This window comes from Neobacillus sp. 19 (genome assembly GCF_049463095.1).
Taxonomy (GTDB): domain Bacteria; phylum Bacillota; class Bacilli; order Bacillales; family Cytobacillaceae; genus Neobacillus.
Map to the genome: position 1 here is coordinate 1 of NZ_JBMPZU010000013.1, position 21,415 is coordinate 21,415.

At 44.3% G+C, this 21,415-nt stretch carries 18 protein-coding genes; 17 read left to right on the top strand and 1 reads right to left on the bottom strand.

The window, feature by feature from the left end:
* Window positions 1–82 precede the first annotated feature (82 nt).
* The 11 genes from purK (at window position 83) to purD (ending at window position 12,222) form a co-directional block, all read left to right on the top strand.
* Window positions 83–1,159, top strand: coding sequence for a 5-(carboxyamino)imidazole ribonucleotide synthase (gene purK / locus ACO1D1_RS02970; protein ID WP_423334898.1), 1,077 nt, complete (start codon window positions 83–85; stop codon window positions 1,157–1,159).
* A gap of 3 nt (window positions 1,160–1,162) precedes the next feature.
* The gene (gene purB, locus ACO1D1_RS02975; protein ID WP_423334899.1) at window positions 1,163–2,461 is read left to right on the top strand and encodes an adenylosuccinate lyase; all 1,299 of its coding nucleotides are present in this window, start codon (window positions 1,163–1,165) and stop codon (window positions 2,459–2,461) included.
* Window positions 2,462–2,550: 89 nt separating this feature from the next.
* Window positions 2,551–3,264 carry a phosphoribosylaminoimidazolesuccinocarboxamide synthase gene (gene purC, locus ACO1D1_RS02980; protein WP_149868303.1) on the top strand — a complete coding sequence of 238 codons (714 nt, stop codon included), beginning with the start codon at window positions 2,551–2,553 and terminating at the stop codon, window positions 3,262–3,264.
* Window positions 3,257–3,511, top strand: a complete 255-nt coding sequence (purS, locus tag ACO1D1_RS02985) for a phosphoribosylformylglycinamidine synthase subunit PurS (RefSeq protein WP_042454763.1) — start codon at window positions 3,257–3,259, stop codon at window positions 3,509–3,511. The genes purC and purS overlap by 8 nt, the downstream gene beginning before the upstream one ends.
* Entirely contained in the window at window positions 3,508–4,191 is a 684-nt protein-coding gene (gene purQ, locus ACO1D1_RS02990; RefSeq protein WP_423334900.1) for a phosphoribosylformylglycinamidine synthase subunit PurQ, read from the top strand. The genes purS and purQ overlap by 4 nt, the downstream gene beginning before the upstream one ends.
* Window positions 4,175–6,400 (top strand): phosphoribosylformylglycinamidine synthase subunit PurL, encoded by a 2,226-nt coding sequence (purL, locus tag ACO1D1_RS02995; protein WP_423334901.1) that lies wholly within the window; start codon window positions 4,175–4,177, stop codon window positions 6,398–6,400. The genes purQ and purL overlap by 17 nt, the downstream gene beginning before the upstream one ends.
* Window positions 6,376–7,782: an amidophosphoribosyltransferase gene (purF, locus tag ACO1D1_RS03000; protein WP_149868306.1), complete on the top strand. Its 1,407-nt coding sequence runs from the start codon at window positions 6,376–6,378 to the stop codon at window positions 7,780–7,782. Before purL ends, purF begins: the two co-directional genes overlap by 25 nt.
* A gap of 5 nt (window positions 7,783–7,787) precedes the next feature.
* On the top strand, window positions 7,788–8,822 hold the full coding sequence (gene purM / locus ACO1D1_RS03005) for a phosphoribosylformylglycinamidine cyclo-ligase (RefSeq protein ID WP_149868307.1): 1,035 nt from the start codon (window positions 7,788–7,790) through the stop codon (window positions 8,820–8,822).
* Window positions 8,819–9,421: a phosphoribosylglycinamide formyltransferase gene (gene purN, locus ACO1D1_RS03010; protein WP_423334902.1), complete on the top strand. Its 603-nt coding sequence runs from the start codon at window positions 8,819–8,821 to the stop codon at window positions 9,419–9,421. The genes purM and purN overlap by 4 nt, the downstream gene beginning before the upstream one ends.
* Complete coding sequence (purH, locus tag ACO1D1_RS03015; RefSeq protein ID WP_423334903.1) at window positions 9,396–10,934, top strand: bifunctional phosphoribosylaminoimidazolecarboxamide formyltransferase/IMP cyclohydrolase; 1,539 nt, start codon at window positions 9,396–9,398, stop codon at window positions 10,932–10,934. The genes purN and purH overlap by 26 nt, the downstream gene beginning before the upstream one ends.
* A 16-nt stretch (window positions 10,935–10,950) precedes the next feature.
* Window positions 10,951–12,222 (top strand): phosphoribosylamine--glycine ligase, encoded by a 1,272-nt coding sequence (gene purD, locus ACO1D1_RS03020; RefSeq protein ID WP_423334904.1) that lies wholly within the window; start codon window positions 10,951–10,953, stop codon window positions 12,220–12,222.
* Window positions 12,223–12,532: 310 nt separating this feature from the next.
* Here the strand turns inward: purD and ACO1D1_RS03025 are convergent, their stop codons facing one another.
* Window positions 12,533–12,829, bottom strand: a complete 297-nt coding sequence (locus ACO1D1_RS03025; protein ID WP_149868311.1) for a YgaP family membrane protein — start codon at window positions 12,827–12,829, stop codon at window positions 12,533–12,535.
* Window positions 12,830–12,991: 162 nt separating this feature from the next.
* Here ACO1D1_RS03025 and ACO1D1_RS03030 point away from each other — a divergent pair, with 162 nt between their 5' ends.
* The 6 genes from ACO1D1_RS03030 (at window position 12,992) to ligA (ending at window position 21,408) form a co-directional block, all read left to right on the top strand.
* Entirely contained in the window at window positions 12,992–14,737 is a 1,746-nt protein-coding gene (locus tag ACO1D1_RS03030) for an adenine deaminase C-terminal domain-containing protein (RefSeq protein WP_423334905.1), read from the top strand.
* A 68-nt stretch (window positions 14,738–14,805) separates the two neighbouring features.
* Window positions 14,806–15,852, top strand: coding sequence for a DUF3048 domain-containing protein (locus ACO1D1_RS03035; RefSeq protein WP_423334906.1), 1,047 nt, complete (start codon window positions 14,806–14,808; stop codon window positions 15,850–15,852).
* A 26-nt stretch (window positions 15,853–15,878) separates the two neighbouring features.
* A complete protein-coding gene (locus tag ACO1D1_RS03040) occupies window positions 15,879–16,193 on the top strand; it encodes a YerC/YecD family TrpR-related protein (protein WP_149868314.1) in 315 nt (104 codons plus the stop codon).
* A gap of 152 nt (window positions 16,194–16,345) precedes the next feature.
* Window positions 16,346–17,029 carry a heptaprenylglyceryl phosphate synthase gene (locus tag ACO1D1_RS03045; RefSeq protein WP_149868315.1) on the top strand — a complete coding sequence of 228 codons (684 nt, stop codon included), beginning with the start codon at window positions 16,346–16,348 and terminating at the stop codon, window positions 17,027–17,029.
* A 71-nt stretch (window positions 17,030–17,100) separates the two neighbouring features.
* The gene (gene pcrA / locus ACO1D1_RS03050) at window positions 17,101–19,365 is read left to right on the top strand and encodes a DNA helicase PcrA (RefSeq protein ID WP_149868316.1); all 2,265 of its coding nucleotides are present in this window, start codon (window positions 17,101–17,103) and stop codon (window positions 19,363–19,365) included.
* A 36-nt stretch (window positions 19,366–19,401) separates the two neighbouring features.
* On the top strand, window positions 19,402–21,408 hold the full coding sequence (ligA, locus tag ACO1D1_RS03055; protein WP_423334907.1) for an NAD-dependent DNA ligase LigA: 2,007 nt from the start codon (window positions 19,402–19,404) through the stop codon (window positions 21,406–21,408).
* The last annotated feature ends 7 nt before the right edge of the window (window positions 21,409–21,415 follow it).

The following is a 21,415-nucleotide window of genomic DNA, read 5'->3' on the forward strand; positions in this document are numbered from 1 at the left end:
TATGTCTTTAAACCTTCAGTTTTATCAGCCGCCGATATTAACCCCAAACCCAACAACCTAGATAGGCGTTTTCGCATTTATCGTGAAACGCTTTCGCATTTTCGTGCGCCGCTTCACTGTATTAGAACCAAGTTCCGATTCTCCTTGCGGGCAGGTGGCAGACTTTGAGGTCATCGGCGCTTATGATGACCGCGAAGCCATTGCCCGGCTAGCCGCCATGAGTGACGTGATCACTTATGAATTTGAGAACATTGACGCCGATACATTAGGCTGGCTTTGCGAAAAGGCTTATGTCCCGCAGGGGAAAGAACTTTTAACGATTACGCAAGATCGAATCAGTGAAAAAGCAGCCATCCAGCATTCCGGAGTTAAGGTTGCTCCTTATGAGGTTATCGAAAACGTAGAAGAATTATTTCTAAATATAGAACGGGTGGGGTATCCAGCTGTATTGAAAACAGCAAGAGGCGGCTATGACGGCAAGGGACAGCTTGTGATTAAAAGTGAGCAAGATTTAGCTAAAGCAGAGCCGATTCTTGCTCATGGCAGCTGTGTGTTGGAAAAATGGATTCCGTTTGAAAAAGAAATTTCCGTCATTGTTACCCGAAAACTAGATGGTGAAACAGTATTTTTTCCAGTTGGGGAAAACATTCATCAAGAAAATATCTTGCATACAACCATTGTTCCAGCCCGAATTTCTGATGAACTAGGAGAAAAGGCTATCCAGATGGCAAAACAGATTGCTGATTCACTTGGATTAGTCGGGACGCTTGCTGTTGAAATGTTTGTGACAAGTGATGGCACGATTTATATTAATGAATTGGCACCAAGACCGCATAACTCAGGCCATTATTCCATCGAGGCCTGCGAGACATCACAGTTCGAACAGCATATCCGTGCTATATGCAATTGGCCATTAGGAAGTACGGAGCTATTAAAACCAGCTGTTATGGTCAATCTATTAGGAGAGCACCTTGATGGCCTTTTTAAAGAAATCCCGGACATGAATGGCTGGAAGGTTCATTTATACGGTAAAAAGGAGCCAAAATTGAAAAGAAAGATGGGGCATGTTACCATTTTGAAGGATAACGTGGATGATGCCCTTAGTGAAATTGAAGAAAGCAGCATCTGGCGTACAGCTAAAGAAGTGATCGGAGGATAAAACATGATTGATCGTTATACAAGACCTGAAATGGGAGCTATTTGGACGGAGGAAAACCGCTTTAAAGCCTGGCTAGAGGTAGAAATTCTTGCATGTGAGGCTTGGGCAGAATTAGGGGAAATTCCGAAAGAAGATGTCCGAAAGCTTCGTGAAAATGCTTCGTTTAATATCGACCGCATTAATGAAATTGAAAAAGAAACAAGACATGATGTTGTTGCTTTTACCCGTGCGGTTTCGGAAACATTGGGTGAGGAGCGGAAGTGGGTTCATTACGGTCTAACATCAACAGATGTCGTTGACACAGCCCTTTCCTATGTTTTAAAACAAGCCAACGCGATTTTATTGAAAGATCTGGAAAACTTTGTTGAGATTTTAAAAAATAAAGCAATGGAACATAAAATGACCGTGATGATGGGACGGACACATGGAGTCCATGCTGAGCCAACTACTTTTGGTTTAAAGCTTGCCCTTTGGTATGAAGAAATGAAACGTAACCTTGAGCGTTTTAAACAGGCAGCGGCGGGTGTAGAGTTTGGTAAAATTTCCGGCGCGGTTGGAACCTATGCCAATATAAATCCGTTTGTTGAACAGTATGTTTGTGAGAAATTAGGTATTCAACCAGCGCCAATCTCAACACAGACACTGCAGCGTGACCGTCATGCACACTACATGTCCACGATTGCTTTAATTGCGACTTCTATTGAGAAGTTTGCGGTTGAGGTACGCGGGCTTCAAAAGAGTGAAACACGCGAGGTAGAAGAATTTTTTGCAAAAGGTCAAAAAGGATCATCAGCGATGCCGCATAAGCGGAATCCAATTGGCTCCGAGAACATGACCGGTATGGCGCGAGTGATTCGCGGCTATATGTTAACGGCATATGAAAATGTGCCGCTATGGCATGAGCGCGATATCTCCCATTCTTCAGCAGAACGCGTTATTTTGCCAGATGCGACGATTGCCTTAAATTATATGCTTAATCGCTTTGGCAACATTATTAAAAATTTAACGGTTTATCCGGAAAATATGAAGCGGAACATGGATCGGACACTTGGCTTAATTTATTCCCAGCGCGTGCTGCTTGCCTTGATTGATAAAGGCTTATCACGTGAAGAGGCTTATGATACTGTCCAGCCGAAAGCGATGGAGGCATGGGAGAAGCAAGTTCCATTCCGTGGATTGATTGAGGCCGATGGAAAAATTACCTCATTGCTCACTGGCGACGAGATTGCCGATTGTTTTGACTACCACTACCACCTGCAGCATGTAGATACCCTTTTCGATCGGCTAGGGTTGAACGAGTAAATAAATAAATAGGGGGCAGTTAAAGCAGGAGTTTGCCCCCTCCTCTAGTTTGAAGATTCCCAATATTGCGAATTAAGGAGTGATTCATCGTGACAGAACTTCTTTATGAAGGAAAAGCAAAGCGCATTTACAAAACTGATGAAGAAAATGTTGTACTAGTCCAATACAAAGATTCAGCCACTGCTTTTAACGGAGAAAAGAAGGCGGAAATTACCGGTAAAGGCCGTCTCAATAACGAGATTACTAGTTTGCTATTTTTAAAGCTAAAAGAAAAAGGGATTGAATCACACTTTATTCAAAAAGTTTCTGAAACGGAACAGCTCGTGAAAAGAGTAACCATCATTCCGCTAGAAGTAGTCGTTCGTAACGTGGCTGCCGGCAGTTTTTCAAAAAGATTGGGAATCGAAGAAGGGACTCCGCTATCAGCACCAATTGTTGAGTTCTATCTAAAAGATGATGCTCTTGGTGATCCGCTGCTGACAGTAGACCATATCCTTGAACTTAAAGCGGCGACGGTTGAAGAGATTACGATTTTACGAGAAAAAGCGCTGGAAGTAGATGCGGTTTTATCGAGCTTTTTTGCAGAACTAGGTATTAACTTAATTGATTTCAAACTTGAGTTTGGCAAAGATGAACAGGGTCAAATTTTATTAGCAGATGAAATTTCGCCTGATACCTGCCGCCTATGGGATCAACAAACCAATGAAAAGCTGGATAAAGATGTATTCCGCCGCGATTTAGGAAGTTTAACAGAGGCATATGAATCGATTTTAACAAGACTTGGAGGTCATCAGCATGTTTAAAGTCAAAGTATACGTAACATTAAGAGAAAGTGTATTAGATCCGCAAGGTAAGGCGGTAACCCAATCATTAAATTCGTTAAATTATCAGGAAGTAACCGATGTCCGCATCGGCAAATATATGGAACTGACGATTGAAAAATCAGAGCGTGACCTTGATGAAGTGATAAACGAGATTTGTACAAAGCTGTTAGCCAACCCGGTGATTGAAGACTACCGTTACGAAGTAGAGGAGTGTGTCGCTCAGTGAAGTTTGCAGTGATCGTATTTCCAGGCTCCAACTGTGATGTCGACATGTTCCATGCGATTAAAGATGAGCTTGGGGAAGAAGTGGAATACGTATGGCATGATACGGAAAGTTTAGACGGATTTGATGGAATCCTTTTGCCAGGCGGATTCTCATACGGCGATTACCTCCGTACAGGAGCAATTGCCCGTTTTAGCAATGTCATGAAAGAAGTCATCAAGGCGGCTGAGGCCGGCAAGCCTGTGCTTGGGGTGTGCAATGGATTTCAAATCCTTCTTGAAGCAGGCTTGCTGCCGGGTGCGATGAGACGGAACGAAAGTCTCTCCTTTATTTGCAAGCCGGTGGAATTAATCGTAGAAACCAATCAATCCATGTTTACTTCTGCATACGAGCAAGGCCAAACCATCACGATTCCGGTCGCCCATGGTGAAGGAAATTACTATTGTGATGAAGAAACACTAAAACAGCTAAAAGCCAATAACCAAATCGTGTTTACTTATCAGCAAAATCCGAACGGAAGCCTTGTCGATATTGCGGGGATTACCAATGAAAAAGGAAATGTTCTTGGCATGATGCCGCACCCTGAACGGGCGGTTGACGAGCTTTTAGGCAGTGCCGATGGACTTAAATTGTTTCAATCGATTGTGAAGACTTGGAGGGAAGCACATGTTGTCAACGCTTGAACCAAATCCTAACCAAATTAAAGCAGAAAAAATCTATCAGCAAATGGGTTTGTCCGATGAAGAGTTTGCAATGGTCGAAAAGATCCTCGGAAGGACACCAAATTATACTGAAACCGGTCTTTTCTCTGTTATGTGGTCAGAGCACTGCAGCTATAAAAATTCAAAGCCAGTTCTGAAAAAATTCCCGATTACCGGTGAAAAAGTCCTTCAAGGTCCTGGTGAAGGTGCAGGGATTGTCGACATCGGTGACGGTCAGGCAGTTGTATTTAAAATCGAAAGCCATAATCATCCATCCGCGATTGAACCGTATCAAGGTGCGGCAACAGGTGTTGGCGGGATTATCCGTGATGTTTTTTCAATGGGAGCACGTCCAATCGCAATGCTAAACTCACTTCGTTTCGGTGAACTGGATAAGGCTAGGACACGCTATTTGTTTAAAGAAGTAGTAGCGGGAATTGCCGGATACGGCAACTGCATTGGCATTCCAACCGTTGGCGGTGAGATACAGTTCGATCCATCCTATGAAGGAAATCCGCTTGTCAATGCGATGTGTGTCGGTTTGATTAATCATGAGGATATTAAAAAAGGCCAGGCCCATGGATTGGGCAATACCGTGATGTATGTCGGTGCAAAGACCGGCCGTGACGGAATTCACGGTGCGACGTTTGCTTCTGAAGAATTAACGGAGCAGTCTGACGAAAATCGTCCGGCGGTTCAAGTCGGTGACCCATTCATGGAGAAGCTGTTGTTAGAGGCCTGCCTGGAACTAATCCATTCGGATGCCCTTGTCGGGATTCAAGATATGGGTGCTGCAGGACTTGCCAGCTCTTCTTCCGAAATGGCGAGTAAAGCCGGTATGGGCATCGAGATGAATTTAGACCTTGTACCACAGCGGGAAACGGGCATGACTGCCTATGAAATGATGCTGTCGGAGTCGCAGGAACGGATGCTCATTGTCGTGAAAAAGGGCAGAGAACAAGAGATCAAGGATCTTTTTTCAAAATATGATTTAGATGCTGTTGCGATTGGCAAGGTAACGGATGATAAACAATTCCGCCTGATCCATAAAGGGGAAGTAGTTGCCGACCTGCCAGTGGATGCATTGGCAGAAGATGCACCGGTTTATCACAAACCATCAAAAGAGCCGGCCTACTTTGCTGAATTCCAAGCGATGGAAAATGAAATTCCGCAGGTAGATGACCTGAAAGATACATTAGTAGCATTGTTAAGCCAGCCGACCATTGCCAGCAAGGAATGGGTTTACGAGCAATATGATTATATGGTGCGCACGAACACGGTAGTGTCTCCTGGTTCGGATGCTGCTGTCACTCGGATCAGAGGAACACGTAAAGCGTTAGCGATGACCACGGATTGTAATTCCCGCTATGTGTACTTGGATCCAGAAACTGGTGGAAAAATTGCTGTTGCTGAAGCGGCCCGCAATATTATTTGTTCCGGTGCCGAGCCATTAGCGATTACCGATAACTTGAACTTTGGCAATCCCGAAAAACCAGAGGTATTCTGGCAGATTGAAAAAGCAGCTGACGGAATCAGTGACGCATGCCGCACACTAGGGACACCTGTGATCGGCGGAAACGTCTCATTATACAATGAAACAAGCGGCACGGCGATCTATCCAACGCCGGTGATTGGCATGGTTGGGCTTGTCAGTGATCTTGACCATATTACGACACAGCATTTTAAAGCGAGCGGTGACCTTATTTATTTAGTGGGGGAAACTACACCTGAATTTGGCGGAAGCGAGCTGCAAAAGCTGTTGAACGGAAGCATTTTTGGAAAAGCACCGCAATTACATCTTGAAATAGAAAAAGAAAGACAAGAACAAGTTCTAGCTGCCATTCGTGCTGGAGTGATTCAATCTGCCCATGATTTGTCTGAAGGCGGTTTAGCTGTTGCCGTTGCCGAATGCCTTTTTGCTTCGGGAGAACTTGGGGCAGATGTGAACATTACTGGGAATCCCGTATCAGCACTATTCAGCGAAACCCAATCTCGTTTTCTTTTATCCGTAAAAAAGGAACATCAGGCCGAGTTTGAAAGTCTAGTAGACGCGAGCCTTATCGGTGAAGTGAATGATTCGGCTAATCTGAGCATTCGATCCGAAGGTCAGGCTGTGCTTGAGTCTACTGTAGATGAATTAAGAGCTGCCTGGAAAGGGGCGATCCCATGCTTGCTGAAATCAAGGGACTAAATGAAGAGTGCGGTGTCTTTGGTATTTTTGGACATCCGGATGCCGCCCAATTAACCTATTACGGACTTCACGCCCTGCAGCACCGCGGCCAGGAGGGAACCGGCATCGTTGTTTCCGACGGGGAAACATTAAAAGGATTTAAGGGCGAAGGACTCGTGACTGAGATTTTTACGGAAGAGGCAATGACTAAGCTTACGGGGTCTGCCGCAATCGGTCATGTCCGCTACGCGACCGCAGGGGGCGGCGGCTATGAGAATGTTCAGCCGCTTCTGTTCCATTCGCAAAGCGGCAGCCTCGCCCTTGCCCATAACGGTAACCTGGTGAATGCAAATTCATTAAAACATCAGCTGGAAGCACAAGGCAGTATTTTTCAAACCAGCTCAGATACCGAGGTGTTAGCCCACTTAATTAGAAGAAGCGGCTTCCCTAAAATGAACGACCAGGTGAAAAATGCCCTGTCCATGTTAAAAGGGGCTTATGCTTATTTGATTATGACGGAAAAAGAGTTAATGGTGGCGCTCGATCCTCATGGATTGAGGCCGTTATCGCTCGGCTGCCTTGGCGATGCTTATGTAGTTGCCTCGGAAACCTGCGCCTTTGATGTTATCGGGGTGGAATATATCCGCGATATTCAGCCGGGAGAGCTGTTAATCATTAACGAAAATGGAATCACATCGGAACGGTTTGCGATGAGTACCACTAAAGCGATCTGCATGATGGAATATGTTTATTTTTCCAGGCCGGATAGTAATATTCAAGGTGTCAATGTTCATACTGCCCGTAAAAATTTAGGGAAGAGACTGGCCATCGAGGCTCCGATTGATGCGGATGTCGTGACAGGTGTGCCGGATTCCAGTATTTCAGCGGCCATCGGCTATGCGGAAGCGACGGGGATTCCTTATGAAATGGGTTTAATAAAAAACAAATATGTCGGCAGGACCTTTATTCAGCCATCCCAGTCTTTACGTGAGCAAGGGGTAAAAATGAAGCTTTCTGCTGTTCGCGGGGTTGTAGAAGGAAAACGGGTGGTTATGGTTGACGACTCCATTGTCCGCGGCACGACTAGCAGAAGAATTGTCAGGATGTTAAAAGATGCCGGTGCGACAGAGGTGCACGTGGTCATCAGTTCACCGCCGATCAAAAATCCATGTTTCTATGGAATTGATACTTCATCGAAAGAAGAGTTGATTGCATCAGACAAGTCGGTTGAGGAAATTCGCCAATTGATTGGTGCTGATTCATTAACCTTTTTAAGTGTCGATGGCATGGTAAAGGCGCTGGATCCAGAAGGGAAAAGCGGCTTTTGTCTAGGCTGTTTTAACGGAAATTATCCTACTGAAATTTATCCAGATACACTGCAGTACTATTATCAAAAGGGGTGACGGTCATGGCAAATGCATACACACAAGCAGGGGTAAATATCGAAGCAGGCTATGAAGCGGTGGAGCGGATGAAAAAGCATGTACAGCGGACAGCCAGGGCCGGTGTGATTGGGAGTCTTGGCGGATTCGGCGGTATGTTTGATCTATCTGAGCTTAAGTTAAAAGAGCCAGTTTTGGTGTCTGGCACCGATGGCGTAGGCACGAAGCTGATGATTGCCTTTATGATGGACCGCCACGATACAATTGGAATCGATGCGGTGGCAATGTGTGTCAATGATATCGTTGTTCAGGGAGCAGAGCCGCTTTACTTTTTAGATTATATTGCTTGCGGTAAAGCGATTCCGGAAAAAATTGAAGCGATTGTCAAAGGGATTGCCGATGGCTGTGAGCAGGCAGGCTGTGCCTTAATTGGCGGTGAAACAGCGGAAATGCCGGGGCTTTACCGTGATGAAGAGTATGATCTTGCCGGATTTTCAGTAGGGGCATGTGAAAAGCCGAAATTGATAACCGGTGAACACATTCAGCCGGGTGATGTCCTAATTGGCCTGGCCTCAAGCGGCATCCACAGCAATGGGTACTCATTGGTTAGAAAGGTATTTAATAACTGGTCTTTAATCGAGTTTGTCGATGAGCTTGGGTGTACATTAGGTGAAGAATTGCTGAAACCAACGAAAATTTATGTAAAACCGATTCTGGCGGCATTGGAAAAATTCCAAATCAATGGAATGGCCCATATTACCGGCGGCGGTTTTATTGAAAATATACCAAGAATGCTTCCTGCCGGACTTGGCGCCGAATTGATTGAAAAAAGCTGGCATATTCCATCGGTGTTTAAGTTGATCTCTGAGGTTGGACAAATCGATTATCAAGAGATGTATAATATTTTTAACATGGGAATTGGCATGGTCCTCGCTGTTAAACAGGAAGATGCGGCAGACGTCATGGAGCATTTCAAGCAATCCGGCGAAACAGCTTATGAAATTGGCTCTGTTACAGCTGAAGAAGGAATTCAGATTAAAGGCTTTGGTGGGCGGCGATGAAAAAAATTGCCGTATTTGCATCAGGGGGCGGAAGTAATTTTCAGGCCATCATCAATGTGATTCGCGAAGGGCTGCTCTCGGCGGAAATTTCCCTGTTAGTTTGTGACCAGCCCGGCGCTTTTGCGATTGAAAGAGCAAAAGCCAATCGCATTCCTTGTTTTATTTTTAGTGCAAAGGATTACTCCAGTAAGGCAGATTTTGAAAAAGAAATAGCTGGGTTGCTACAGGATTTGGATGTGGACCTGATTGTTCTGGCCGGTTACATGCGGCTGATTGGTCCGACCTTACTGAAAGAGTATGAAGGCCGAATCGTGAATATCCATCCATCACTGCTCCCGGACTTTCCAGGAAAAGACGCGATTGGTCAGGCATTAGCTGCAAAAGCAAAATGGACGGGTGTAACAATTCACTTTGTTGATGAAGGGATGGACACCGGCCCCATTATTGTTCAAGAGCGAGTGCGAATTGCGGAAGCTGAAACAAGGGAAAGCTTACAGCAAAAAATTCAATCAATCGAACACAAACTTTATCCATCAATCTTACACATGCTGTTAACACAAGGAGAGGTTATAAATGGCGAAAAAGCGCGCACTTATTAGTGTTTCTGACAAAGGCGGGGTTAGTGAATTTGCTCGTGAATTAGTCCGCCTTGGATTTGAAATTATCTCAACCGGGGGCACGAAGAACATGCTTCAGGAACAAGGGATCCCTGTTCTTGGTGTTAGTGATGTTACCGGATTTCCGGAGATATTAGAAGGCCGTGTCAAAACATTAAATCCTTATATTCATGGCGGGCTGCTGGCGAAACATGATGATGAACATCACCAAAAGCAGCTTGATGAACATCAGATTGATCCCATCCAGCTTGTTTGTGTCAATCTCTATCCATTCCAGCAAACAATTGAAAAACCGGAAGTGACCGTTGCTGACGCGATTGAGAATATCGATATCGGCGGACCGACCATGCTCCGTGCGTCAGCGAAAAATCATCAATACGTGACTGTTGTGGTTGACCCGGCCGATTATCAAACGGTGCTTTCGGAATTACAAGCAGACGGCAGCACAAAACTTGAAACACGCAGAAAGCTAGCTGCTAAGGTATTCCGTCACACTGCGGCCTATGATGCCTTAATTGCTGAGTATATGACGGAACTGGCCCGGGAAGAGACACCCGAAAAATTAACGGTAACCTATGAATTAAAGCAGGGCCTGCGCTACGGGGAAAACCCGCATCAACAAGCCGCTTTTTATAAAAAACCACTTGGTTCCAAGTTCTCGATTGCCTATGCCAAGCAGATCCACGGCAAAGAACTTTCCTACAACAATATCAACGATGCCGATGCGGCATTGCAAATTGTGAAGGAATTTTCGGAACCGGCTGCCGTGGCGGTGAAGCATATGAACCCATGCGGCGTCGGAACAGGTAAAACCGGATATGACGCGTTTACGAAGGCATTTGCGGCAGATCCTGTATCCATTTTTGGCGGGATTATTGCTTTTAACCGTGAGGTCGACCGTGAGGCGGCCGTGAAGCTCCACGAAATTTTCTTAGAAATTATCATCGCACCATCTTTCTCGGATGAGGCGTTAACGATTTTAACAGCGAAAAAGAATCTTCGGCTGCTGACGATTTCGTTTGATGAAGTGAAAAAGGCTGAACTGAAAATGACGACGATTGAAGGCGGATTGCTCGTTCAAGAACAGGACCGCTATTCACTGTCAGATGCTGAGGTAACGGTTCCGACAAAGAGACAGCCGACAGAAGCGGAGTGGGAAGCCATGGAACTGGGCTGGAAGGTTGTTAAGCATGTTAAATCGAATGCAATTGTCGTTAGTAGTGAAGATATGACTCTGGGAATTGGCGCCGGCCAAATGAACCGTGTGGGTTCGGCTGAAATTGCTCTGAAGCAGGCTGGCGATAAGGCCGAAGGTGCCGCGCTTGCCTCGGATGCCTTCTTCCCAATGGATGATACTGTTGAGGCGGCGGCAAAAGCAGGAATTACCGCAATCATTCAACCCGGCGGCTCCATCCGTGACGAGGATTCCATCAAAAAGGCAGATGAATACGGAATCGCCATGGTATTTACAGGCGTTAGACACTTTAAACATTAGGCTGGAGGGGTGCAGGATGAAGGTACTAATCATTGGCCGTGGCGGGAGAGAGCATGCTATCTGTCAAAAGGTAAGCGAGAGCTCGCTAATTGAAACTGTATATGTCGCACCCGGAAGTGCAGGCATGACCGACGTGGCGGTTCAAGTTCCATTTGAGGAGTCACAGCACGAGGAGCTTATTGGGTTTGCGAAAGAACAAGAAATAGGATTAACGATTATCGGTCCAGAAGTCCCTTTGTTAGAAGGGCTTGCTGATAAATTTGAAGAAGCAGGATTGACGGTATTCGGACCGCGAAAAGCGGCTGCTGAGATTGAAGGAAGCAAATCTTTTGCCAAGGAACTGATGGAAAAATATCAGATTCCAACTGCAGAATATGCTGTGTTTACTTCGTTTGAAGAGGCATGGCAATATGTGGAGGAAAAAGGTGCACCGATTGTGATCAAGGCGGACGGGTTAGCTGCGGGCAAAGGTGTAACCGTTGCTTTTTCGAAAGAAGAAGCTTTCGCAGCCTTGGATGACATGCTTGTGGGGGCGAAGTTTGGTGCGGCATCTTCCCGTGTGGTTATTGAGGAATTTTTAAGCGGCGAGGAATTTTCGTTAATGGCATTTGTGAATGGCGAAGTGGTCATTCCGCTTGAAATCGCACAGGACCATAAGCGGGCATTTGATGGTGACCAAGGACCGAATACCGGCGGAATGGGTGCTTATTCGCCGGTTCCGCAGATTGGTGCGGAAACCGTTCATGAGGCGGTCAGGACGGTACTGATTCCTGCGGCAAAAGCAATGGTGCAAGAGGGCAGGAGTTTCTGTGGTATTTTATATGCGGGCCTGATTAAAACGGTGGACGGCCCTAAGGTGATTGAGTTTAATGCCCGTTTTGGCGACCCGGAAACACAGGTCGTATTACCAAGATTAAAATCAGATTTGGTTCAGGTGATTTTAGCATTGTTGGATGGTGAACAGCCGGCGCTTGAGTGGGATGCCCAGCCAATGGTCGGTGTTGTTGCGGCGGCAAAAGGGTATCCGGAAGCATATGAAAAGGGTGCTGTGCTGGCAGGATTAGCGGATTTTTCTGAGGAAGTTTCTATTTTTCATGCCGGAACGGCTGTGGATGTAAACGGTCATTTTATCACAGCTGGCGGCCGGGTGCTGCTCGTTGGCGCCAAAGCTGAAACCCTTGAAGATGCCCAAGAAAAAGTATATCGTGAGCTGGGAAAACTAAATTGTGACGGCGTTTTTTATCGAAAAGATATCGGTGCAAAAGCAATACAGGCTATTATTAGGTAACGGTATAGTGATGAAGGACAAATTAGTCGTTATTTTAGAGCGAAATGTCTTTCATGAGTGCGATGAAGGACAAATTAGTTGTTTTTGCGAAGCGAAATGTCCTTCATGAGCCCGATGAAGGACAAATTAGTTGTTTTTTCGAAGTGAAAAGTCCTTCATGAGCCCGATGAAGGACAAATTAGTTGTTTTTTCGAAGTGAAAAGTCCTTCATGAGTGCGATGAAGGACTTTTTATTGGTATTTCAAATAAGAAAAGGTCTTCATCCGTAATATGGTCACCTAACCCTAAATAAGAAGTGCCTTTTCGTCATTTAAGACGGATTATACGGCACAACTGAATCCCCGTCCAGCCCTTCCATTCCATCCATAGAATCCGTTGCTTGACTGTGCTCCTGAATCATATCCTGGCATCTTTCACATAATGCCGTTACTGGACAATAACGGACAATCCCCTCAGCTACCTTCATCGCGCCACACAAAGCAGCAAACAAATAAGAATCCCTCCACGGATGCTTCACAAGCTTCGACGTGCTCCATGCAAGAATCGTTAACCCAAAAGTAATGCGGATTAATGCGTTTAAAATTCCGATATTTGGTTTGATATTCATCATGATCACTCCTTCACAAAATCTTTACAATATTTATCAATTCTTTACTGCTTTAAATGATAAAATATGATACGATAGAAACTATAGAAAAAATGTAAGGGCTTTCTTTACTGTTAAATCAACACTTTATTATATAGATAGTTTTATAGGGAGGGACATGGTATGCTGGAACAACGCTACCGCTGGAAAAATAAACACTTACGCATGCATGTATCCGTTTTGGATGGGAAAACAAATCCAACCATTTTATTGAAAAATGCCTTGTACTTAAATCAGACATTTCGCAAATGGCTGAGAGCAAATATTTGGATATATGAAGATCGGATTGTTTATGTCGGTGAGAACTTACCTCCAAATATGGAAAATTGTGAAATCATTGATTGTACCAATGAAATTCTTGTCCCAGGATACATTGAGCCGCATGCACATCCATTTCAAATATATAATCCCCTAACATTGGCGGCCTATGCATCACAGTTTGGAACAACCACACTTATTAATGACAATATGGCCTTGATCATGCATTTGAAAAAAGAGGAAGCGTTTTCGTTACTAAGGGATCTCCGTTCCATTCCAACGACGATGTATTGGTGGAGCCGATTTGATTCACAAACGGAACTTTTGAATGAAGAAGAAATTTTTTCGCATAGTAATGTTAAATCGTGGCTTGAGCATGATGCAGTTCTGCAAGGCGGAGAGTTAACGGGCTGGCCAAAGCTGCTTGATGGCGATGATATGATGCTTCATTGGATTCAAGAAGCAAAACGGATGCGCAAGCAAATTGAAGGGCACTTTCCTGGTGCTTCGGAAAAAACGTTAGCGAAAATGAAGCTTTTAGGCGCGGATTGTGACCATGAAGCAATGACGGGTGAAGAGGTCTATGATCGGCTGATGCAAGGATATATGGTTTCATTAAGGCACTCTTCGATTCGTCCTGATTTACCACAGCTGTTGGATGATATGAAGCGGCTGGGAATTGAGGCATATGATCGATTATTTTTTAATACGGACGGTGCATCTTCTACATTTTATGAGCAAGGAATGAACGATCAAATGATCCGGATTGCCATTGAAAAAGGTGTCCCTGCCATTGATGCCTATAATATGGCGACGGTCAATATTGCCAGGTACTACAATATTGACCATTTACATGGTAATATTGCTACTGGCCGTGTTGCCAACATTAACTTTTTATCCAGTATCGAAGATCCAACACCGGTTTCGGTTTTGGCGAAGGGAAAATGGGTTAAGCGGAATGGGGTAAGAGTAGAAGAGGCTTACTCAGCAATCAATTGGGATCAATACGGGCTTAAACCACTTGCATTAAATTGGGATTTATCGATGGATGATTTGCAATTTTCAATGCCATTTGGGATTAAAATGGAAAATGCGGTCATTACCAAACCGTATTCGATTTCCATTGACGCTTCTGTAGATGAATTGCCATCGGATCATGATGAATGTTTCTTCACGCTGATTGATCGATATGGAAAATGGCGAATTAATACGTTGTTGAAGGGATTCGCAACAACATTGCCGGCCTTAGCCAGCTCCTATTCCAATACAGGTGATATTATTTTAATCGGGAAAAATAAACAAGATATGATCCATGCTTTTAATAGAATGAAAGAATTAGGCGGCGGCATAGTCATGGTGGAGAATGCAGAGGTGGTCTGCGAGGTGCCGTTAAATCTAAGCGGAATTATGTCAGGCCTTTCAGTTGAAAAATTAATTGGGCAAGAAAAAAGACTGTTAGTTGAATTAGAAGAACGGGGTTATAAATTCTTAGACCCTATTTATAGTCTTGCCTTTTTCTCTGCTACTCATTTGCCATATATTCGTATAACGCAGCAAGGAATGTACGATGTTATGAATAAAACAGTACTCTTTCCGTCAATAATGCGTTAAACTGTAAGTAATTAAAGAGTTAAAGCGTGAAAGTGAATTGCAGCGTTGTCATCGAATCGGGGTGTCATATGAAAAAATGGGCTGTTGCATTGGCAGCTGTTGCTCTACTGTTCTCTGGATGCAGTAAGGAAAAGGTTAAGGAACCAGTGAAGAAAGAAAAAGTGGTGGAAAAAGTAGTAGAAAAAGAGGCGGAGAAACCGGAATTCCCTTATTATTTTCCACTAACGGGAGTTGGGTCGCAAACTAGTACAGAAGAACGAGCCATCGCAGTAATGGTTAATAATCACCCAAAAGCAAGGCCGCAATCGGGCTTAAATAAGGCTGATATTGTCTATGAAGTTCTTGCTGAGGGCGATATCACTCGCTTCCTGGCCGTTTTTCAAAGTGAAAAGCCAGCGAACATCGGGCCTGTCCGAAGTGCGCGGGACTATTATATCGAGCTGGCCAAAGGTCTTGATGCACTATATGTTGCCCACGGCTGGAGTGAGGAAGCGAAGCAAATGCTGGAAGGAAATTATGTGGATAATATCAATGGAATGGTCTACGATGGGACCCTTTTTCAGCGATCAAGTGCTCGAAAGGCACCGCATAACTCCTATATTACGTACGAAAATATTTTAAAAGGTGCGGAGCAAAAGAACTATTCGATGGAAAAAAGCCCGCCAAGCTTTACGTTTTTATCTGAGGAAGATAGAAAAAATATTACTGGAAACGAAGCGAATTCTGTGAAAGTCTCTTATTCCTCGGGCGGCATTTCCGATTCTTTATATCAATATGACAGCGCACTTGGAAAATATAAGCGTTTTTCGGGTGGGGAGCAGACGGTTGATTTAGACTCAAACGAGCCCGTTTTGCTCGATAACATTTTGATTATCGAAGCCATCCACAATGTGATCGATTCGGTAGGACGCAGAGATATTGATCTTACATCCGGCGGTAAAGGCTATCTGATTCAAATGGGTAAGGAAAGCGAAGTTGAATGGGCGAACCGGAACGGCAGAATTGTACCGATGAAAAATGGGGAAGAAGTTCCTTTTGTTCAAGGGAGAACTTGGGTAAATGTTGTGCCGGCAAACCCTGGACTCCAATCAAGCGTTTCTTTTAATATGCAATAGAGATTTTAACTAAAGGGGCAAAGTATATGCAAATAAATAAATTACGAGGAAAAGAACTCGATCAATTATTTCAGGCTGTTCTTTCATTAAAAGACTTAGAAGAATGCTATCGCTTTTTCGATGACTTATGCACAATCAATGAGATCCAATCGTTAGCACAGCGCCTCGATGTAGCAAGAATGCTAAAGGAAGGAAACACCTATCATAAAATTGAAACAGAAACAGGAGCAAGTACGGCGACCATTTCCCGTGTAAAACGTTGTCTTAACTTCGGAAATGATACCTATGAAATGGTACTTGAACGCGTTAAAGATGAAAAAAGCACAGCGAAAGAAGAATAAAAAATAGAGCACTGAAATAGAACCGGGGAGTAATCTCTTCGGTTTTTTTCGTTGGTTATCTTTTCTATAAATAGAATCAGTGTTTTATTTTTTTATCGTTTCCTCAAATGCTATAATGGTGAAATGGACTACAAGGTAGGGGGATTCTTTTCATGTATGATTTTCGCGAGTGGCGGCATGTGTTTAAACTCGATCCAAATAAAGAAATAACTGACGACAAATTGGAAAAAATTTGTGAATCAGGGACAGATGCGGTGATTGTAGGCGGAACGGACGGAGTGACACTTGAAAATGTCCTCGACTTAATGGCGAGAATTCGCAGATATACAGTCCCCTGTGTGCTTGAGGTATCAGATATTGAGACTGTTACACCTGGATTTGACCTTTATTTTATCCCAACAATTTTAAATAGCAAGGATGCAAAATGGATTACGGGCCTGCATCATCGGGCTGTAAAGGAATATGGAGACCTCATGGATTGGGAAGAGTTCGCCATGGAAGGGTATTGTATTTTAAACGGGGATTGCAAGGCAGCACAGCTGACAAGCGCCAATGCACTATTAACAACGGATGATGTCAAGGCCTATGCCATGATGGCTGAAAAAATGTTCCAGCTGCCGATTTTTTATTTAGAATACAGCGGGAAATACGGTGATCCCTCTCTAGTAGCAGAGGTAAAAAAGGTGCTTGAAAAAGCAACCCTCTTTTATGGCGGCGGAATTGCTACAGTGGAACAGGCGGCTGAAATGGCCAAGCATGCTGATGTAATTGTCGTCGGAAACTCAATATATGAAGATTTTGATCAAGCGTTGGAAACCGTCAAAACGGTTAAATAGAATTTGCTTCAGAATGAAAAGGGAGATAGAATAAAAGTAAGAACAAATGTTTGTAAATGGTGGTGGAAAAAATGCAATTTTTAACAGATAAGCTTTTAAACGGTCTAAACCCGGAGCAGCAAAATGCCGTAAAAGCAACAGACGGACCGCTCCTATTGATGGCAGGTGCCGGAAGTGGAAAAACAAGAGTATTAACACATCGAATTGCGTATTTAATTGTTGAGAAGCGAGTTAATCCTTATAATATTTTAGCAATCACCTTCACCAATAAAGCAGCAAGAGAAATGAAGGACCGGATCGGCAAAATGATGGGCGGGGCTGCTGAAGAAATCTGGATATCCACTTTTCACTCGATGTGTGTCCGGATATTGCGCCGCGATATCGACCGGATGGGTTTCAATCGGAATTTTACGATTCTGGACACAACAGATCAGCAATCGGTGGTAAAAGGAATCCTGAAAGACAAAAATATTGACCCGAAAAAGTTTGACCCGCGGGCGATTTTAGGCTCGATCAGCTCAGCAAAAAACGAACTAATCACCCCAGAAGAATATGTGAAAATCTCCGGTGGTTATTTCGAACAGACCGTAAGTGAAGTGTACACAGAATATCAAAGGCGGTTACGGAAAAATCAGGCGCTTGATTTCGACGATTTAATCATGATGACAATTCAATTATTTCAAAGGGTACCGGAAGTACTTGAATATTATCAGCGCAAATTTCAGTATATTCACGTCGATGAGTATCAGGATACAAACAGAGCACAGTATATGCTGGTGAAAATGCTTGCCAGCCGTTTCCGAAATCTGTGTGTTGTCGGGGACTCCGATCAGTCGATTTACAGATGGCGCGGCGCCGACATCGCCAACATTCTTTCTTTTGAAAAAGACTACCCGAACGCAACGGTGATTCTCCTTGAACAAAACTACCGTTCAACCAAAAGAATTCTGCTCGCAGCCAATAAAGTGATCGAAAACAACTTAAACCGGAAGGCGAAGAATCTGTGGACAGAAAATCCTGAAGGCAATAAACTCGTCTATTATCGTGCTGACAGTGAGCAAAGCGAAGCACAGTTTGTCGCCGGGAAAATTAAAGAATTAACCCGGGATGGTAAGAAACTTTCAGATATTGCGATCCTCTATCGGACAAATGCGCAGTCGCGTGTGATGGAGGAAGTATTACTTAAATCGAATATTGGTTACGCCATTGTTGGCGGAACTAAATTCTATGACAGAAAAGAAATTAAGGATATGCTGGCGTATTTGCGGTTGATTTCCAATCCGGACGATGATATCAGCCTGCAGCGAGTGATTAATGTGCCAAAAAGAGGCATTGGGTCTACCTCGGTGGATAAAATTTCTAATTTTGCGGACATGCATGATCTTTCCTTATATCAGGCATTGGACTCGATTGAATTAATCGGCCTAAGTCCGAAAATCACAAAAGCAGCACGAGAATTCCGCGATTTAATTCGCAATTATACAAATATGCAAGAGTTCCTCTCCGTAACAGAATTAGTTGAGGAAGTTCTGGAAAAGTCGGGTTATCGCGAGATGCTCAAGGCGGAAAAATCACTTGAAGCCCAAAGCCGCTTAGAAAACCTTGAGGAATTATTATCGGTAACGAAAAACTTTGAGGAGACCAACGAAGATAAAAGCTTAATAGCATTCTTAACGGATTTAGCACTCGTTGCTGATATAGATTCGCTCGATGAAGATGGGGAAAAAGCTGACTCCATCACCTTGATGACCCTACACTCGGCAAAAGGGTTGGAATTCCCGGTTGTCTTCCTAATCGGGCTTGAAGAAGGTGTCTTCCCGCACAGCCGCTCGTTGATGGAAGAAGCAGAGATGGAAGAGGAGAGACGTCTTGCTTATGTAGGAATTACAAGAGCGGAACAAAGTTTATTTATTACAAATGCACAAATGAGAACCTTGTTCGGAAGAACCAATATGAATCCAGCCTCAAGATTTATCGCGGAAATACCGGAGGATCTAATCGAGGGTGTGGAAGTGGAGAAGCGGATGAATACGCCGTTTGGATCGGGCGGTGGCAGAGCGTATGGCTCAACGGGTACCTCGTTTGGGTCGTCGAGAAGCTCTTTCGGCACACCGGCTTCACCAAGAAAACCGGTCATGCGTCCAGTATCGGCTGCTTCCGGCGGTGAGGATATCGGCTGGAAGGTTGGCGATAAAGCGGAGCATGGAAAATGGGGAATTGGAACAGTCGTTAGTGTTAAAGGCCAAGGTGACGGAATCGAACTGGATATTGCCTTTCCAAAACCTGTAGGCATCAAGCGTTTGCTGGCGAAATTTGCACCAATTAAAAAGGCATAGCTAGTCTTCGAAATACCTAATGAAAGGGCTGGATATATGGACCTTCAAATCGCGGAACAGAAAATCAATGAAATCAGGAGCCTGTTAAATCAATATGGCTATGAATATTATGTGCTAGACAACCCATCAGTACCGGACGCGGAATATGACAAGCTGATGCAGGAACTTTTGGACCTTGAGGCAGAATTCCCGGAGCTTAAATCAGTAGATTCTCCGTCCGTCCGTGTTGGCGGTGCGGTTCTTGATCTGTTTGAAAAGGTAGAGCATCGCACCCCGATGCTAAGTTTAGGCAATGCTTTTAACGAACAGGACTTACGGGATTTTGACCGCCGGGTTCGTCAGGCAGCAGGGGATGAGATATCCTATGTTTGTGAGTTGAAAATTGACGGCCTTGCCGTCTCATTACGATATGAAGATGGTCTATTTGTTCAAGGCGCCACCCGCGGTGACGGCACAATCGGTGAAGATATTACAGCAAATTTAAAGACCATCAAATCAATCCCGCTTCGCTTACGGGAAAATGTTTCTTTAGAGGTCCGCGGTGAAGCCTTCATGCCAAAACGTTCATTTGCCGCCTTAAATCAGGCTCGAGAAGAGCGCGGTGAGGAGCTATTTGCCAACCCAAGAAATGCGGCTGCCGGATCGTTAAGGCAGCTTGATCCAAAAATTGCCGCGTCGAGAAGACTGGATGTCTTTTTATATGGGATCGGCAACACAGGAGCCAGTGGAGTTGTTTCCCATAGTGAAGGACTGGATTATTTAGATCATCTAGGCTTTAAAACGAATAAAGAACGAAGAAAATGTACCACAATTGACGATGTCATTCAGTATGTGAATGGCTGGGTAGAAAAACGCCCGCATCTACCCTATGAAATTGATGGGATTGTTATTAAACTTGATTCCCTAGCGCAGCAGGCGGCACTTGGCACAACGGCAAAAAGTCCGCGCTGGGCAATTGCGTATAAGTTTCCGGCTGAAGAAGTGGTTACAACACTTCTGGCTATCGAATTAAGTGTCGGGAGAACGGGTGTGGTCACTCCGACTGCACTGCTTGAACCTGTTAAGGTGGCAGGAACAACCGTACAACGGGCATCCTTGCACAATGAAGATTTAATCCGTGAAAAGGATATTAAACTGGGAGATAAAGTTGTCGTCAAAAAAGCAGGCGATATCATTCCGGAAGTGGTCAATGTTTTAGCTGATCAGCGGACGGGCAGTGAAGTCGATTTCTATATGCCGACGCATTGTCCAGAATGTGAAAGTGAGCTTGTTCGTCTTGAAGGAGAGGTAGCACTGCGCTGCATTAATCCGAAATGTCCGGCACAAATTCGCGAAGGCTTAATTCACTTTGTCTCGCGTAATGCTATGAATATTGATGGTCTTGGGGAAAAAGTTATCAGTCAGCTTTTTGCTGAAAAATTAATCAGTGATGTAGCCGATATATATAAGCTTACCCGTGAACAGCTTTTAGCCCTCGAAAGAATGGGGGAAAAGTCTGTTTCCAATCTATTAAAAGCGATTGAAACGTCAAAAGGGAATTCCCTTGAAAAGCTGTTATTTGGTCTGGGAATCCGCCATGTTGGGGCAAAGGCAGCAAAAACGCTGGCCCAGCAATTTGGTTCCATGGGAAAATTAGTTGAAGCTGCGAAAGAAGATTTAATTGCCATCAATGAAATCGGCGATAAAATGGCAGATTCCATTGTTGCCTTTTTTGAACAAGAAGAAGCAGGGGAGCTAATCGATGAACTGGCTGCTGCCGGAGTAAATATGGAATATAAAGGTGTGAAGCCCGTTGCCGCCGAAGAGTCTGACTCTATTTTTGCCGGGAAAACGGTTGTCCTTACAGGAAAACTCGAGCAGTTATCTCGCAATGAAGCCAAGGAAAAAATTGAAGCGCTTGGCGGCAATGTTTCCGGGAGCGTCAGTAAAAAAACACATCTTGTCATTGCGGGAGAAGATGCGGGTTCCAAGTTAACAAAAGCTCAAGAACTGGGGATTGAAGTGTGGGACGAGGAGAAGCTTTTAGTAGAATTAAATAAATAAGAGGTGG

Coding starts and splice junctions, on each gene's coding strand:
- purN (WP_423334902.1), top strand. CDS start 8,819: ATGAAAAAAATTGCCGTATTTGCATCAGGGGGCGGAAGTAATTTTCAG.
- purF (WP_149868306.1), top strand. CDS start 6,376: ATGCTTGCTGAAATCAAGGGACTAAATGAAGAGTGCGGTGTCTTTGGT.
- ACO1D1_RS03025 (WP_149868311.1), bottom strand. CDS start 12,829: ATGAATATCAAACCAAATATCGGAATTTTAAACGCATTAATCCGCATT.
- ACO1D1_RS03040 (WP_149868314.1), top strand. CDS start 15,879: ATGCAAATAAATAAATTACGAGGAAAAGAACTCGATCAATTATTTCAG.
- purL (WP_423334901.1), top strand. CDS start 4,175: ATGTTGTCAACGCTTGAACCAAATCCTAACCAAATTAAAGCAGAAAAA.
- purH (WP_423334903.1), top strand. CDS start 9,396: ATGGCGAAAAAGCGCGCACTTATTAGTGTTTCTGACAAAGGCGGGGTT.
- ACO1D1_RS03045 (WP_149868315.1), top strand. CDS start 16,346: ATGTATGATTTTCGCGAGTGGCGGCATGTGTTTAAACTCGATCCAAAT.
- purD (WP_423334904.1), top strand. CDS start 10,951: ATGAAGGTACTAATCATTGGCCGTGGCGGGAGAGAGCATGCTATCTGT.
- purM (WP_149868307.1), top strand. CDS start 7,788: ATGGCAAATGCATACACACAAGCAGGGGTAAATATCGAAGCAGGCTAT.
- pcrA (WP_149868316.1), top strand. CDS start 17,101: ATGCAATTTTTAACAGATAAGCTTTTAAACGGTCTAAACCCGGAGCAG.
- purB (WP_423334899.1), top strand. CDS start 1,163: ATGATTGATCGTTATACAAGACCTGAAATGGGAGCTATTTGGACGGAG.
- ACO1D1_RS03035 (WP_423334906.1), top strand. CDS start 14,806: ATGAAAAAATGGGCTGTTGCATTGGCAGCTGTTGCTCTACTGTTCTCT.
- ligA (WP_423334907.1), top strand. CDS start 19,402: ATGGACCTTCAAATCGCGGAACAGAAAATCAATGAAATCAGGAGCCTG.
- ACO1D1_RS03030 (WP_423334905.1), top strand. CDS start 12,992: ATGCTGGAACAACGCTACCGCTGGAAAAATAAACACTTACGCATGCAT.
- purS (WP_042454763.1), top strand. CDS start 3,257: ATGTTTAAAGTCAAAGTATACGTAACATTAAGAGAAAGTGTATTAGAT.